A 14,482-nucleotide genomic window follows, 5' to 3' on the forward strand; every position below is an offset into this window, starting at 1 on the left:
TGGGGCGTCCGGCATGGCCCCGGCGCCTGCCCGAAAGACGGCACGCCGCCAACACGGGCAGCGGGCGAAACAGGCGTCAGCCTATCCCGGCTGGCCGGCGAACAGGCTGACGATCGCCAGGGCAAGCGCGAGCACGACGATGCCCAGGCCGATATAGCGGCGGCGGCGCAAGGCGTGGGCAGCCGGGCTGCGCGCGGCCGCCGCGCGCGAGGCCGATTGCCAGTGCCAGCCTTGCCCGTCGATCCAGGCGCGCAGTTCCCTGCCCGCCATGATCCACAGCCCAGCGGCAAGCGCCGCGCAGGCCAGCGCGATGCAGGCCAGCGCCGCCGCCGGAAAGCCGGCGGTATCGGCATTGCGGCATTGCGCTTGGTTGGCACGGGCTTCCACCGTGGCGCAAGGGCCGCTGCCGGGCACGGCGACCAGCGAATTGCCGGCAAGATCGGTGGTCTGGGCTTCGTTGACGGGCGTGGGCGGCCCGGCGGGCAGGCCGGGATCCGGCGCAGCGGAATGAAGGAACACGTGGTGTCCCGGTCGGTTCGGCATCGCTGTGTGGCCCGTCTGTGCGCTGTCCCCGCGCCTTGCCGGTGCCTGATGCATCCCGCCCGCGTGATGACGGGCAGATTACGGCTGGTTCATCTGGCAGAAAGCTTGGCGACCGTGCGCCGGGTCCGGCCCGCGCTCAAGTGGGCGGGCGGATAGGCTGGAAGGGCAAATCGTGTTAGGCGCCATGGCCATGACTGCGCAGATCGAACCCTTTCACGCCATTGCCGTTTCCACCCTGGCACACCGCATGGCGGCCGATGCCGCCGCTGCCGGGCGCCCGGTCATCCACATGGAATTCGGCCAGCCTTCCACCAGCGCGCCAGCCGCCGCGATCGCGCGGGCGCACGCGGTGCTGGACACCGACGCGCAAGGCTATTGGGAAAGCCAGGCGCTCAAGGCGCGGATCGCCCGCCATTACCGTGAAACCGCCGGGGTCATCGTCGATCCCGCGCAGGTCGTGCTGACCTGCGGCGCATCCCCCGCGCTGGTCATGGCGCTGACCTTGCGCTTTGCGCCCGGCGCGCGGGTGGCGATCGCCCGGCCCGGCTATGTTGCCTATCGCAACACCTTGCGCGCGCTGCACATGGTGCCGGTGGAACTGGTCTGCGGGCCGGCTGAGCGCTTCAACGTTACCGCTGCCGCGCTGGCGGCGATGGAGCCCGCGCCCGACGGGCTGATCCTGGCCAGTCCCGCCAATCCCACCGGCACGGTAATCGCGCCCGACGAACTCGCCGCCATTGCCAAAGTGTGCCGCGAACGCGGCATCGCGGTGATCAGCGACGAGATTTACCACGGTCTCACTTATGACGGCGCGCAGGCGCAGACCCTGCTGACGGTCGATCCCGAGGCAGTGATCGTCAACAGCTTCTCCAAGTACTTCTCCATGCCTGGCTGGCGGCTCGGCTGGCTGGTGGTGCCGCCTGCCCTGGTGGACCAGGCGCGCGCGCGGATGGGCAACCTGTTCCTGACGCCTCCGGTGCTCAGCCAGAATGCCGGCTTGGTGGCATTCGATTGCGAGTCCGAACTGCAAGGCCATCTCGCGACATATGCGTGGAACCGGCAACTGGTGCTCGATGCGCTGCCAGACCTGGGCCTGGCGCGCATCGCCCCGCCCGATGGCGCGTTTTACGTGTGGGCCGATATTGGCCATCTCACCGACGATTCGATGGCGTTCTGCCTGAAACTGCTGGAAGACACGGGCGTGGCGACTGCGCCGGGGATCGATTTCGATCCGGTCGAAGGGCGCCGCTTCTTCCGCATCAGCTTTGCTGTTTCCACTGCCGAAGTGGAAGACGCGCTGGCGCGGATGAAGCCGTGGTTCGCCGCCCGCATGGCGGAAATGGCGGTGTGACCGGCCTTGCCATCCGGCCGGCCCAGCCTGCCGATGCCGCCGCGATCTGGGCCATTGTGGAGCCGGTGATCCGTGCCGGGGAAACTTATGCCTTGCCGCAGGACATGCCGCGCGACGCGGCGTTGGACTATTGGTGTGGCGCTGGCCGCCAGGCATTCGTGGCGCAGGATGCCCAAGGCGCGGTGCTCGGCACGTATACCTTGCGGGCCAACCAGCAGGGGCGCGGCAGCCACGTGGCCAATTGCGGCTACATGACCGCGCCCGCCGCCGCCGGCCGCGGCGTGGCGCGCGCGATGTGCGCCCATTCGCTCGATGCCGCGCGGGCCGCAGGATTTCGCGCGATGCAGTTCAATTGCGTGGTCAGCACCAATGCGCCGGCGGTACACTTGTGGCAGGCGATGGGCTTTGCCGTGGTCGGCCGCCTGCCCGGCGCGTTTGACCACCCGCGCCATGGCATGGTCGATGCCTTGGTCATGTTTCGCGTGTTATAACCATTATCACGATTATTCGCTGGCGTTGCCGTGCCACACCTGTTGGCGCGCGCGACGCAGTGTCAGCCAGGTGGCGAGAACGACCAGCGGGGTGAGCACGCCGACGGCGAGGCGGGCATCGAAATGCACCAGGCTTTCCCCGCCTTCCAGCATGTGCCCGATCAGCGCCGTGGCATAATAGCTGATGCCCACGACCGACAGCCCTTCGACCAGGTGTTGCAAGCGCAACTGGCGCGCTGCGCTGCGTTCCAGCGAGGCGAGCAGCGCCCCGTTCTGGTTTTCGATGCGGGTTTCGATGCGTGCGCGCAGCAGGGCGGTGAACTGTCCGGCGCGCGCCGCCACTTGCGCTTCGCGCCGGGAAAAAGCCGCGCAGGTGCGCACGGCGGGCAGAAAGCGGCGCTGGGTGAATTCGGCCAGCGAAAGGAAGCCGGGAATGGGGTGTGGCGCAAGGTCGGCCAGGCGCTCGTCCACCAGCAGGGCATAGGCGGCCGTAGCGCTCATGCGATAGTCGGTGCTGCTGGCGACGGCGGCAATGGCCAGCGAGAGCGTGGACAGCCGGGCCATGAGATCATCGTCGCGCACGTCGCTGCGGGTGAGTGCTTCGCCCAACTGGCGCAGATCGGCTTCCGCCTCGTCCAGCCGGGGCCAGGCCGCGCGCGCCACCGGCAGGCCGAGCAGGGCAAGGTTGCGGTAGTTGCCCAGTTCCTGCAGCCGCTGCACGGCGCGGGTCAGGTCGCCCCCTTCCAGCCCGCCAGCGGCCACCAGCATGCGGCCATAGCCATCGGGCGCGATGCGGAAATCCGACCAGATGCGCATGGCGCCCGCCACGTGGCACGAAACCAGATCCTCCCCGGCAAAGCCCATCGCGGGCAAGGCCGCTTCGGCGGCGGCTTCGTCGGCCACGATCAGCAGCCGCGTGGCGCGCACCGTGGCGCCTGGCAGGCTTTCCATCCAGCCGATCGCCTGGTCCAGCGCGTCGCCCGCATCGGCCGGGGCGAAAAGCGTCTGCGTGCTCGCTTCGCTATGGCGTTCCCAGGTGAAAGCAAGGCCGCCGGCCAGCGTGCCAGAAACGTGGCGGCGATAGGCGCGGCGCACTTCGCCGCCATCCGGCATGGCGCCCCACGCCGCCCATTCGGCATCGCGCTCTGCATCGCCGACCAGCCGCACCATCTGCACCACCTGCATCGGTGCGCGCAGCACCGGCCAGCGGCGCAAATGCATCTCGCTCACGATCTGCCGGCGCCATTCGTGTTCGTGCATGGCTTTTCTCCCCCCGCGCGCAGAATGCGCCCGAAGCGGGGGCAAGGCAATTCGTCCTTGGGCGGGGGTCGCGATAATCCGAAACAATAGGTTTATTAAGGTTGCAAAAGGCGTTGCAGGGCGCAGCCGGAATGGTACCACGCCGACATGACGCAATCGGGCGCCACGTAATGGCGCTGGATTGCCGGCGACGAAGGCGGGCAACAGGGGAACGCGGAATGTCATTGCAAGGGATGCGTGCCGGGCAGGGTGCCCGGCACGGTGCGGCGCGTGGGTGGGCCGCCTGGCCGCTGGCGCTGGTGCTTTCGGCCTGCGGCGGGGGCGGCGAAGTGGCGAGCACGCCCGATCCGACGCCCAGCCCCACGCCCACGCCCACCGGGCCGGTCAATGCCGATCTGCTCGGGCCGCTCAAGACGGAAAGCTTTGCCAACCTGGCCGTTCGCGCCACGGGCAGTTTCGATTCCAGCCTGCGGCCCAAGGTCACTGCCGCATCGACCACCGCCACCTTCCGCTACGACGCTGCGGCCCAGAGTTATTCGCTCAGCAGCCCGAGCGGATCGATCACCTTCGCCAAGAGCGAGATTGACGCCAGCCAGTCCAGCGCCACGGCCACCGTCTATGCCAAGCGCAACGGCAGCACGACCGACTTCCTCACCGTGACCAAGCCCGGCACCTCGGGCACGCTGACCTATCGCTATGTCGGCAGCGCGTTCTGGGAGCATTCGGTGGTCGGCACCAATTCGGGCAGCGGCACCGTGGATGCGCTGGTCTATGGCGCGCCGACCGCCGACGCGGCGGTGCCGCGCACGGGCAGTGCCATCTATGCCCTCGATGTGCTGGGCGTGCGCACCACCGGCGCGGGCACCGAGCCGCTGGTGGGCAGCGGCACGGCGGCGGTCGAGTTCGCTTCAGGGCAGCTCGTGTTGACCGGCACTACGGTCCAGATTCCCGGCCAGCCCTTCACCGACAATTTCCGGGGTAGCGGGACGCTGGCCTCGGCCGGCAACGGCTTTTCGGGGAAAGTCACGTTCAGCGATTTCCAGGTGGAAACGGGCGATTTCAAAGGCCAGTTCTTTGGGCCGGATGCCGGCGAAATCGGCCTGAGCTTTGCCGCCAAGTCCAGCAACCCCAGCAACAGCTACGATTCGGTCGCCGTCGGCACGATGACCGGGCGCAACAGCGGCACGGGCGCCCTGGCCTTTGCCGATGGCCATCCGGCAACGCCGGTCATCCTGACCACGACGGCCAAGGAAGCCACGTTCACCTCCACCGCGCCGATCGACGACAACGATGCCGCGCAGACTTTCGGCAGCGTGACCCAGGGCGACGTGGCGATGACGATCGCGTGGGACGGCAGCCATTATACGCTCACCACGCCGGCCGGCACGCGCACCTATTACGATTATGGCTATTCCCGCACGCCAGCGCTCAACGTGGCGACCGCCAGCTATAGCGCCACGCTGACGACCTATACCGCCACTACCAGCGGCGGGGTGCAGACCAACCGGTTCGACAATGCCGTGTTCGGCGCGGTCACGCCCACGGCCGCGATGCCGCTTGCGGGGACGGGCCATTATGGCCTGTCGCTGCGCGGCTATGCGGTGGAAAACGGCAGCAAGAACATCCTGCTTGCTTCGGCCACCGGCGCGCTCGATGTGAATTTCACCACGGGCGCCATCGGGCTGTCGGGCACGATGACGCTGGGCGAAAGCTATTACCTGGCCACCCGCTTCCGCACGCCAGACCGGGTCGGCGCCCTAGGCGGCAGCGGCACGCTCGCGGCCAGCGCCAACAGCTTCTCCACCTCGCTGACGTTCGACCGCTACAGCGGCACGCTGGCGGGCAATTTCTTCGGCCCCAAGGCCAACGAAGTGGCCGGCACCTGGCAGGCGAGCGGGGGCAGTGCCGGCGGCACCGCGTTTGGCACGTTCCAGGGCATCGACTCGTCGCGGTTCGGCGGCTTTGCCGATCAGGTGCTGACCAAGGCCTTCGACTATGCGCCGATATCGCAGGCGGAGCTCGACTACGGCTATGCCATGGTGCAGTGGACGCCCTCTTCGGGAAAGTATGAATTCCGCCCGTTCTCGCAGGTCTTCGGCCTTTCCGTCTTCGCGCTCGACAAATCGAACATCGTGGCGGGCAAGGGCACGAAGCTGGCCGATTACTATGCCTTGACCGACGACAGTGGCAGCATCGAGGGCCTGATCGCCAAGCATGATGGCTCGGGCACGACCTACTCCTACCTCGGCTTTGCCGATATCACGGCAACGATCGCGGCCGATCCCACCCATCCGCAACGCATGTTGAGCTACTTCGGCTATCCCACCGTGGCCCGCCCCACCAGCGGCAGCGCCACCTACAAGGGCGAGGCCATGGGGCAGGGCCATGTCGGGGCGCTGGACTATACCGGCGGGCTGAAGGGCTCCAGCAGCTTTTCGGCCAACTTCGATACCGGCGCGCTGACCGCGAAAGTGGCGCTATCGACCACCGAGGCGACGGCCCGCACCGTGGGCACGTTCTCGCAAAGCGGCACGATGGGCAGCAACGGGGCGTTCACGCTGAACGACAGCCGCAGCGTGCAGACGATGATGGGGCAATTCTTCGGGCCGGGTGCGGAGGAAGTGGGCGCGCACTGGTCCTACCAGAATGGTGACGCGCTCGCGATCAACGGGATCGCCACCGCGCGCAAGAATTGATCCATGCGCGCTCGGGCGCCAGCCACGCTGGCGCCCGAGCGGAACGATCACGGCTTGTAGCGGCGTTCCTTGGCCGGTGGATGCTTGGCGTGCAGCGCCTTGGCCCGGGTGGGCCGGTCCATCAGTTCGCCCTGGCAATTGGGGCAGCGGTCATCCAGGTCTTCGGCGCATTCGGCGCAGAACGTGCATTCGAACGAGCAGATGAACGCGCCGGGCGCTTCGGCCGGCAGTTCGGTGCCGCAACGTTCGCAATCGGGGTGCATGGCCAGCATAGTGCAGGGTTCCTTCAGGCAGCGGCTTTACGCACGGCGTCGCAGATGGCATCGACCACTTCGGCCACTTCGTCGGCGTCGTCGGCTTCGGCCATCACGCGGATCACCGGTTCGGTGCCCGATGGGCGGATGACCAGGCGGCCGCGCCCGGCAAGGCGCGCTTCGGCCTGGCCGATGGCGTCCTTGACGCTATCGGCCTCCAGCGGCTTGCCCCCGGCAAAGCGCACGTTCTTGAGCAACTGGGGCACGGGATCGAACAGATGCAGCGTCTGGCTGGCGGGCTTGCCGCTGGAAACCAGCGCGGCCAGCACCTGCAGCGCGGCGATCGTGCCGTCGCCGGTGGTGGCGTGGTCGGTCAGGATCATGTGGCCCGATTGCTCGCCGCCCACGTTGAAGCCGCCCTCGCGCATCTTTTCCAGCACGTGGCGATCGCCCACGGCGGTGCGCACCAGGTCCAGCCCCTGGGCCTTGAGAAAGCGTTCGAGGCCGAGGTTCGACATGACCGTGGCGACCACGCCGCCGCCGGTCAGCGCGCCGCGCTTGGCCATCTGGCTGCCGATCAGCGCCATGATCTGGTCGCCATCCACGGTCTGGCCCTTTTCATCCACCACGATCAGGCGGTCGGCATCGCCATCGAGCGCAATGCCGATGTCGGCGCGCACTTCGCGGACCTTGGCCTTGATCGCGTCGAGATGGGTGGAGCCGACATTGAGGTTGATGTTCTTGCCATTGGGTTCGACGCCGATGGCGATCACTTCCGCGCCCAGTTCCCACAGCGCCGAAGGGGCCACGGTATAGGCCGCGCCATTGGCGCAATCGACCACGATGCGCAGCCCATCGAGGCGCAGGTTGTGCGGCAGCGAGGCCTTGACCGCGTGGATATAGCGGCCGCGCGCATCCTCGATGCGGCGGGCGCGGCCCACGTCGGTGGCCGGGGCCAGGCCCAGGTCTTCCTCCAGCAGCGCCTCGATCGCCAGTTCGTCTTCATCCGACAGCTTGAAGCCATCGGGGCCGAACAGCTTGATGCCGTTGTCTTCGAACGGGTTGTGGCTGGCCGAGATCATCACGCCCACGTCGGCGCGCATCTCGCGCGTGAGCATGGCGACGGCGGGGGTGGGCAGGGGGCCGAGCAGAACCACGTCCATGCCCACGCTAGTGAACCCGGCGGTCATAGCGTTTTCCAGCATATAGCCCGAAAGGCGCGTGTCCTTGCCGATCACCACGCGGTGGCGGTGATCGCCGCGCTGGAAATAGGTGCCGGCCGCCTGGCCCACTTTCATGGCGGTTGCCGCGGTCATCACCCCGGCATTGGTCCGGCCCCGGATGCCATCGGTGCCGAAGAATTTGCGTCCCATCGCGAAGATCTTGTCCCTTTGCTTGGCGCCCCCAAGGCCCCATTGCACTGGCTCCCTACACCATTATTCTCACCATGGCATGAACCAAGCGATTACCGATCCGTCATCCGCCCCCGAAGGCGGCCTTCCCCCGATCACGCGCGTACCGGCGCTGTGGATTTTCCTGGGCCTGGTCGGTGGACTGGCGCTGGGGCTGGCCCTGGCCTTTGCCGCGCCGGGCGCCCTGCCGCCAGTCCTGGCCGTGGCAGGGCCGGTGGGCGATCTGTGGCTGCGGGCCTTGCGCGCCACGATCATGCCGCTGGTGGTGGCGCTGCTGTTCACCGGCGTGGTGCAGACCGTGGCGGCCGCCCGCGCCGGGGCGATGGCGCGGCGGGCGCTGGCCTGGTTCATGGTGGTGCTGGTGGGTGGTTCGGCCATGGCCGGGCTGTTTACCCCGCTGCTGCTGGCGCTGGTCCCGATCCCGCAAGGGGCGGGCGCGGCGCTGCGCGCCAATGTGGGGGCGGCGGCGGCCGACACGGCCACGACGATGCCTTCGCTTGCCGATTTCGTGACATCGATGGTGCCGGTCAATGTGTTCACCTCGGCCGCCGGCGATGCGGTCTTGCCGGTGATCCTGTTCACCGGCGTGTTCGCCATGGCGGCCACCCGGCTGGTGGCGGCGCAGCGGCAAAGCCTGCTGGTCTTTTTCGAGGCCATCGCCGGCGCCATGCTGGTGGTAATCGGCTGGGTGCTGTGGTGCGGGCCGGTGGGGGTGTTCGCCTTGAGCCTGGTGGTAGCGGCCAAGAGCGGCACGGCGGCCATCGGCGCCCTGGCGCATTACGTGATGATCGTGGGGCTGACCGGCACCGTGGTGTTCCTGGTGGCCTATCCGCTGGCAGTGCTGGCCGGGCGCCAGCCGCTGGGCGCCTTTGCCCGCGCCATGCTGCCGTCGCAGGCGCTGGCGCTGTCCACCCAGTCCTCGCTCGCCTCGCTGCCCGCCATGCTCAACGCCTGCCGCAGCCTGGGCCTGCGCGATGCCACCAGCGAACTGGTGCTGCCGCTGGCCGTGGCGCTGTTTCGCGGCACCGGCCCGGCGATGAACTTCGCCGTGGCGATCTATGTGGCGCACTGGTTCGGGGTGCCGGTCGATAGCTGGCACATGCTGGCCGGCTTTGCCGTGGCCAGCGTGATGAGCTTTGGCGCGGTCAGCCTGCCCGGCACGATCAGCTTCGTTACCTCGATCGGGCCGATCGCGCTGGCCATGGGCGTTCCGGTAGAGCCGCTGGCCTTGCTGGTGGCGGTGGAAATGCTGCCCGACCTGATGCGCACGCTGGGCAACGTGACGATGGACGTGGCCGTGACGGCGGCGGTGGCAGCCCATGACGATTGATCAGTTTGCGCTTGGACCACGATCAGAAAAATTCACTGGAAATCGCTGTCAAATGGCATAGGCCGCGATGGCAACCGATGCCGACCTGAGGCGTTGGTTTGGCATTGCCCAATTCCCTGACGAAACGGAGCGACCATGGCGATTTCCCTTCTTCCGCTGCCCTATGCTGACAGCGCGCTGGATCCCACGATCTCGGCGGTGACCCTGCAGACGCACCACGGCAAGCACCACAAGGCCTATGTCGACAAGACCAATGCCGCGATCGACGGCACCGACCTGGCCGACAAGAGCCTGGAAGACATCGTTGCCGCGGCGCAAGCCAAGGGCGACAAGGGCCTGTTCAACAACTCGGCCCAGACCTGGAACCACGGCTTCTACTGGCACAGCCTGACGCCCGAAACCAGCGAGCCGACCGGTGACCTGGCCGCCGCGATCGAAGCTTCGTTCGGCTCGCTCGACGCGCTCAAGGCCGAACTGGCTGCGCAAGGCGCCGCGCACTTTGCCTCGGGCTGGGTGTGGCTGGTGGCCAAGGACGGCAAGCTGGCGGTGGAACAGACCCACGACGCGGCAACGTATTCCGACCTGTCGGGCAATCCGCTGCTGGTGATCGACCTGTGGGAACACGCCTACTACGTCGATTACAAGAACCTGCGTCCCGACTATCTCAAGGGCGTGATCGAAAAGCACCTCAACTGGGGCTTTGCTGCCGAAAACCTCGGCCGTGGCACGGTCTGGGCCTACCCAGCCTGATCGCCGCGCGCGAGCGCAGCCTAACGGAAAAGGGCAGGCCCCCAGGGCCTGCCCTTTTTTGTTTCACACCGCGTGCGCGGTGCGCGGACGGGCCGGCATGCCGTCTTCATCGGGCAACAGGCCGGGTTCCTCGGGATCGTGCAATTCGTCCTGCGCGATCAGCCCAGGCTGGAACAGCGGCTCGCCAAACAGGAAGCCGACCAGGTTGGGCCGACCCAGGTGATCGACCAGGGCCGTGAGCGTTAGCAAGATCGGCACTGAAAGCAGTGCGCCGAGGGCCCCCCAGATCCACGAGAAATAGCTGATCGACACCAGGATCGACACGGGGTTGAGCGTAAGCCGCGCACCCAGGATCGAGGGCGTCACGAAATTGGCCTCAACCGCATGGAGGCCGAGGAAAGCCAGCGCCGGCAGGAGCCCAAGGGCCACCGTGCTGGCCGTGCCCACGCCCACCAGGACCAGCAGCGCGGTCATCGCCAGCGGCCCGACATAAGGCAGGAAATTGAGCACGAAGGCGAGGCCACCCCACATGATCGGGGCGGCAAAGCCAAAGGCCCAGGCGCCACCGGCCACGATCGCGCCCACGCCCAGATTGATCTGGGCAACGGTGAGAATGTACGAAGCGACGCGATCCTGCACCGCGCGGATCACCCGGGCGATCCGCACCGACGCGCCAAAGCTGTGGCGGTCGAACAGCAGGCGCCGCTTGGTGCGGATGCGCGATTCGATCATGAAGAACGTCAGCAGGAAGGTCAGCAGCACCTCGATCAGCACGCTGGGCGTGGCGAACGCCACCTGCTCGATCACCGAAGGCGAAGCCACCACCACTTCGCGCGTGGTGGCGTTGCCGGTCAGGCGGCCGATCTGGCGGTTGATATCGTTGAGCCACGCCAGGTTGCTGCGCAATTCGGCAAAGCGCAGGCTGACCCGGCGCGCCATCGCCGGCACCTGGTCCACCATGTCATAGGCCGGCTGCAGGATGAGCGAGAGCGCCGCCACCACCACCGCAATGAGCAGGATCAGGGCGAGGAACGAGGCGAGCATGTTGGGCAGGCCAAGCCGCACCAGCCGGTCTGCCGCCGGCGCCAACACGATGGTGAGCACCACCGCCGTGACCGGCGGCAGGAACACCACCGATCCGATCGACAGCACGAACGGCAGGGCAAAGAACAGGCCAAGGCCCAAGAGCAGCAGGATGGCCGATTGCAGGCGCGCCTGCTGCGTTTGCACGCCAGAGGCAGCCTCCTGCGTTTCGATGCGTTCGGCATCGGTTCGCGGGGGAGAGGTCAGTTCGGAATCGTTTCGCGACACGGGCACGGCCTGGGGGATGGCGGTGATTCGCCTGGTCCGGTCTTGGGCTTGCCCCCTGGCGCAATCAAGGGGCAGGCGGCCGTGCGGGCACGCTTTGCGGCACGACTGGTGCACCCGTGCACGGGCGCGATCCAGGCGGCAGGGTCAGCGGGCCAAGTCGGGGCTTACCCGCCCGATTGCACGGTCGTATCCAGCTCGTGCATGATCGCATCATGCGCGACCGCGTCATCCGTGCTGCGGCGCGGCAGTTGCCCCGTGTCGATCATCTGAGCCAGTGCGGCGCGGGCGCGGCCGACGCGGCTTTTGATCGTGCCCACGGCGCATTGGCAGATCTGGGCCGCTTCCTCGTAGGAAAAGCCGCCCGCCCCGACCAGCAACAGCGCTTCGCGCCGCTCTGGCGGAAGGGTGAGCAGGGCGCGATGCATGTCGGACAAGTGCAGCGGGCTTTCCTGGCCGGCCGGCGCAACCAGCACGCGTTCCGCCACGGTTTCATCGTATTCCGCGCGAAATCGGTTGCGGCGCATGTCAGTCAGATAGGCGTTGCGCAGAATGACGAACGTCCAGGCGCGCATCGAAGTGCCCGGTTCGAACCGTTCCTGCGCGGCCCATGCCTTGAGCAGGGTTTCCTGTACGAGATCGTCGGCCAGATCGGGGCGGCCGCAAAGGCCGCGGGCAAACGCGCGCAGATGCGGGATCACCCCGGTCAGTTCGCGCTTGAACGCCACGGCGTTGTGCGCGGCGGTGTTTGGGGTGGCGGCAGCGGTATCGCCCTTGGAATCTGCCGGGGGGCGCGGGGCCTCAGCCATTTGCGTCGCCGTCCAGCTTGTCGAGCAACTGCGCGAAGCTGTCGGGCAAAGGTTCCTCCACGACGGAATCGTAGAGGCGGCGCAAACCGTCGGCCCATTCGGGCGATTTGGCCCGCGCGCTGTTGCGCCGCCGGGTCCCCAGGGTTTTCATAGGTTTATCTTTCGACATTCGCTTTCGGCTTCGCCTCCCCCCATGGGTCGTCGCAAGAATTGAACCACTGACACCATTGCCGGTGGCACAGCCATGCATACACCATGGGGCCGCCAGAATCACAGGTGCCCGGTGTCTTGGGTAATTGCGCAAGTGGAACGAAACCGTGCACAATCGGTTCCCGCGAAATCGCCGTTCCCGTGTCTCATTTGGCCACATCGCCTGGCCGCCACTGCCATGGCGGCGTGATGATGGGATACAAACCGTGCGCAAAGCGACGGAATGCCCCGGCGACGCGGGCACAGGTGCTTGCGCCGTGCGTTGCATCAGGCATGATCGCGCGGCATCGGTAGGGCCGGGTTGCGTTGGAATGGCAAGATAAAGGGATCGCAAGCGCACGTGGAGAAACTGTTCTCCCAAAAGAACCTGGCGCCAAGATGGTATGAGCGGTTCCCGCGGGCTTTGCCCGTGGGCATCTTCACCTTGACGATGGCTGTCACCGTGCTGAGCGTGTTCGCCATCGAACGCGCCGACCGCCAGCGCGAGATCGCCCAGCTCGACAAGATCGCCCAGGAAGTGTCCTCCGGCCTGGAGCGGCGCGCCAACGGCAATGCTGCTTATCTTCGCTCGGCCGCCGCGCTGTTTACCACGCGCCGCTCGGTGGATGCATCGTTGTTTCGCTCGTTCGTCGGGCGGCTGCAGATGGAAGGCGCGGATAGCGGCGTCAACGGCATCGGCTGGGGCATGCGGGTGGCGCGCGAGGATGTGCCGATGGTTGAGCGGGTGATGCGCGATGGCAGCGCCCATCGTGACGGTACGGGCGAAAAGGCCTTGCCCTTCATGGTGCAGCCGGCCGGATATGCCGCGCGGGGCTATGCCGTGCCGGTGATGTACCTGGTCCCCGAAACGCCGCGCAACCGCCATTCGATCGGGTTCGACATGGCCAGCGACCCGGTGCGCCGTGCAGCGATGGACCGCGCCGAACTGGTGGAGCGGCCGATCGTTTCGGGCAAGCTGCAATTGGTGCTGGCTGGCCACGCCGGCGGCCCGGCCGGGTTCGTCATGTACATGCCGGTGTTCGGCGCCAGCCGCGACGATGGCAGCCGCACCTTGCGCGGGTTCGTGTTCACGCCGTTTGCGGCCAGCGATTTCCTGCATGCCTCGATGCCGGCCGATCCCGACGCCCCGCTGGGCGTGCGTCTTTACGATGGCGCGGAGAATCCGGCGCGGCTCCTGGCCGAGCAGCAGCCCGAGATTCATTCCGGCCGCATGGTGCGGCGCTGGGTGGATGTTGCCGGGCGGCGCTGGCTGCTGGTGGTGGAAGCGCCCCCGGCGATGATGCTCAGCATGCTGTCGGTGATGACCTTGCTGTTCGGCCTGCTCGTGGCCACGTTGCTTCTGGTCCTGGCGCGGCTGGTCAGCCAGCAGGTGGCAGAAGATCGCCTGTCGCTCGCCTGGTTCGAACAGCAATCCTCGATCCGCGATTCCTTGACGCGCGAGCTTAACCACCGGGTCAAGAACACGCTGGCCAATGTGCTGTCGATCATCGCGCTGACCCGCCGCCGCGCCCGCGATCTCGACAGTTTCGTGGAAAGCCTGGAAGGCCGCATCCGCGCGCTGTCGGCCACGCACGACCTGCTGACCCAGTCGGACTGGGGCGCCACGCCGGTCGATCTGGTGATCCGCACCGAACTGGCCCCTTATGCGCAAGGGGCCGATCGCCATGTCGATATTGCCGGGCCCGATGTGCAGCTCGCACCCAATGACGCGCTTTCACTGGGCCTTGCCGTGCACGAACTGGCCACCAACGCTGCCAAGTATGGCGCGCTCAGCGTGGCTGGCGGGCGCGTGGACGTGCGCTGGGAACTGGCCAGCGAAAGCACCGCGCGCATCTTCTGGGCCGAGCATGGCGGGCCGCCGATCGAGCCTAAGACGCCGCGCAAGCGCGGCTTCGGCACCGACCTGATCGAGAAGATCGTGGCCCATGAGCTGCGCAACCCGGTGGACTTGCGCTTTGAAGCCGATGGCGTGCGCTGCACCCTGGTGATCCCGGTGCGCCAGCGTGGTTCTTTTGCCATCCGCGAGGGGCGGCAGGGCTGACGGGCTGCCAACCGTGCCGCGTTACGC

General features: G+C 67.3%; 13 protein-coding genes. 6 read left to right on the forward strand and 7 right to left on the reverse strand.

The annotated features are described in order from the left end of the window. Window positions 1-81: 81 nt before the first annotated feature. The gene (locus tag FHW94_RS11445) at window positions 82-519 is read right to left on the reverse strand and encodes a hypothetical protein (RefSeq protein ID WP_168555936.1); all 438 of its coding nucleotides are present in this window, start codon (window positions 517-519) and stop codon (window positions 82-84) included. Window positions 520-733: 214 nt separating this feature from the next. On the opposite strand from FHW94_RS11445, the gene FHW94_RS11450 reads away from it, so the two are divergent. Together FHW94_RS11450 and FHW94_RS11455 are read left to right on the forward strand one after the other, a co-directional pair. Then, window positions 734-1,894, forward strand: a complete 1,161-nt coding sequence (locus FHW94_RS11450; RefSeq protein ID WP_168555937.1) for an aminotransferase class I/II-fold pyridoxal phosphate-dependent enzyme — start codon at window positions 734-736, stop codon at window positions 1,892-1,894. Then, the gene (locus FHW94_RS11455) at window positions 1,891-2,385 is read left to right on the forward strand and encodes a GNAT family N-acetyltransferase (protein ID WP_168555938.1); all 495 of its coding nucleotides are present in this window, start codon (window positions 1,891-1,893) and stop codon (window positions 2,383-2,385) included. Before FHW94_RS11450 ends, FHW94_RS11455 begins: the two co-directional genes overlap by 4 nt. A gap of 12 nt (window positions 2,386-2,397) precedes the next feature. On the opposite strand, the gene FHW94_RS11460 is transcribed toward FHW94_RS11455, so the two are convergent. Continuing rightward, the gene (locus FHW94_RS11460; RefSeq protein ID WP_168555939.1) at window positions 2,398-3,645 is read right to left on the reverse strand and encodes a DUF3422 domain-containing protein; all 1,248 of its coding nucleotides are present in this window, start codon (window positions 3,643-3,645) and stop codon (window positions 2,398-2,400) included. A gap of 218 nt (window positions 3,646-3,863) precedes the next feature. Here FHW94_RS11460 and FHW94_RS11465 point away from each other — a divergent pair, with 218 nt between their 5' ends. Beyond that, the gene (locus FHW94_RS11465) at window positions 3,864-6,341 is read left to right on the forward strand and encodes a transferrin-binding protein-like solute binding protein (RefSeq protein WP_168555940.1); all 2,478 of its coding nucleotides are present in this window, start codon (window positions 3,864-3,866) and stop codon (window positions 6,339-6,341) included. 47 nt (window positions 6,342-6,388) lie between these two features. Here FHW94_RS11465 and FHW94_RS11470 read toward each other — a convergent pair whose 3' ends face one another. Further along, window positions 6,389-6,613: a DUF1272 domain-containing protein gene (locus FHW94_RS11470; protein WP_168555941.1), complete on the reverse strand. Its 225-nt coding sequence runs from the start codon at window positions 6,611-6,613 to the stop codon at window positions 6,389-6,391. Window positions 6,614-6,627: 14 nt separating this feature from the next. After that, window positions 6,628-7,968, reverse strand: coding sequence for a phosphoglucosamine mutase (glmM, locus tag FHW94_RS11475; protein ID WP_168555942.1), 1,341 nt, complete (start codon window positions 7,966-7,968; stop codon window positions 6,628-6,630). A gap of 79 nt (window positions 7,969-8,047) precedes the next feature. Here glmM and FHW94_RS11480 point away from each other — a divergent pair, with 79 nt between their 5' ends. Beyond that, the gene (locus tag FHW94_RS11480) at window positions 8,048-9,337 is read left to right on the forward strand and encodes a cation:dicarboxylase symporter family transporter (protein ID WP_168555943.1); all 1,290 of its coding nucleotides are present in this window, start codon (window positions 8,048-8,050) and stop codon (window positions 9,335-9,337) included. Window positions 9,338-9,472: 135 nt separating this feature from the next. Further along, window positions 9,473-10,087, forward strand: coding sequence for a superoxide dismutase (locus tag FHW94_RS11485; RefSeq protein WP_168555944.1), 615 nt, complete (start codon window positions 9,473-9,475; stop codon window positions 10,085-10,087). Window positions 10,088-10,150: 63 nt separating this feature from the next. Here FHW94_RS11485 and FHW94_RS11490 read toward each other — a convergent pair whose 3' ends face one another. From FHW94_RS11490 to FHW94_RS11500, 3 genes are all read right to left on the reverse strand, one after another. Beyond that, complete coding sequence (locus tag FHW94_RS11490) at window positions 10,151-11,398, reverse strand: AI-2E family transporter (protein ID WP_348981796.1); 1,248 nt, start codon at window positions 11,396-11,398, stop codon at window positions 10,151-10,153. 164 nt (window positions 11,399-11,562) lie between these two features. Beyond that, entirely contained in the window at window positions 11,563-12,204 is a 642-nt protein-coding gene (locus tag FHW94_RS11495; RefSeq protein ID WP_246866073.1) for a sigma-70 family RNA polymerase sigma factor, read from the reverse strand. Continuing rightward, window positions 12,197-12,355: a NepR family anti-sigma factor gene (locus tag FHW94_RS11500; RefSeq protein ID WP_246866074.1), complete on the reverse strand. Its 159-nt coding sequence runs from the start codon at window positions 12,353-12,355 to the stop codon at window positions 12,197-12,199. Before FHW94_RS11500 ends, FHW94_RS11495 begins: the two co-directional genes overlap by 8 nt. Window positions 12,356-12,823: 468 nt before the next feature. Here FHW94_RS11500 and FHW94_RS11505 point away from each other — a divergent pair, with 468 nt between their 5' ends. Continuing rightward, entirely contained in the window at window positions 12,824-14,455 is a 1,632-nt protein-coding gene (locus tag FHW94_RS11505) for a CHASE domain-containing protein (protein ID WP_349237503.1), read from the forward strand. Window positions 14,456-14,482: the final 27 nt, after the last annotated feature.

The organism is Novosphingobium sp. SG720 (genome assembly GCF_012275365.1).
Lineage (GTDB): Bacteria > Pseudomonadota > Alphaproteobacteria > Sphingomonadales > Sphingomonadaceae > Novosphingobium > Novosphingobium rhizosphaerae.

What these genes read in the sequence shown, in the direction of transcription:
- FHW94_RS11485 (WP_168555944.1), top strand. Translation starts at nt 9,473, where the DNA reads ATGGCGATTTCCCTTCTTCCGCTGCCCTATGCTGACAGCGCGCTGGAT.
- FHW94_RS11495 (WP_246866073.1), bottom strand. Translation starts at nt 12,204, where the DNA reads ATGGCTGAGGCCCCGCGCCCCCCGGCAGATTCCAAGGGCGATACCGCT.
- glmM (WP_168555942.1), bottom strand. Translation starts at nt 7,968, where the DNA reads ATGGGACGCAAATTCTTCGGCACCGATGGCATCCGGGGCCGGACCAAT.
- FHW94_RS11465 (WP_168555940.1), top strand. Translation starts at nt 3,864, where the DNA reads ATGTCATTGCAAGGGATGCGTGCCGGGCAGGGTGCCCGGCACGGTGCG.
- FHW94_RS11450 (WP_168555937.1), top strand. Translation starts at nt 734, where the DNA reads ATGACTGCGCAGATCGAACCCTTTCACGCCATTGCCGTTTCCACCCTG.
- FHW94_RS11480 (WP_168555943.1), top strand. Translation starts at nt 8,048, where the DNA reads ATGAACCAAGCGATTACCGATCCGTCATCCGCCCCCGAAGGCGGCCTT.
- FHW94_RS11460 (WP_168555939.1), bottom strand. Translation starts at nt 3,645, where the DNA reads ATGCACGAACACGAATGGCGCCGGCAGATCGTGAGCGAGATGCATTTG.
- FHW94_RS11500 (WP_246866074.1), bottom strand. Translation starts at nt 12,355, where the DNA reads ATGAAAACCCTGGGGACCCGGCGGCGCAACAGCGCGCGGGCCAAATCG.
- FHW94_RS11470 (WP_168555941.1), bottom strand. Translation starts at nt 6,613, where the DNA reads ATGCTGGCCATGCACCCCGATTGCGAACGTTGCGGCACCGAACTGCCG.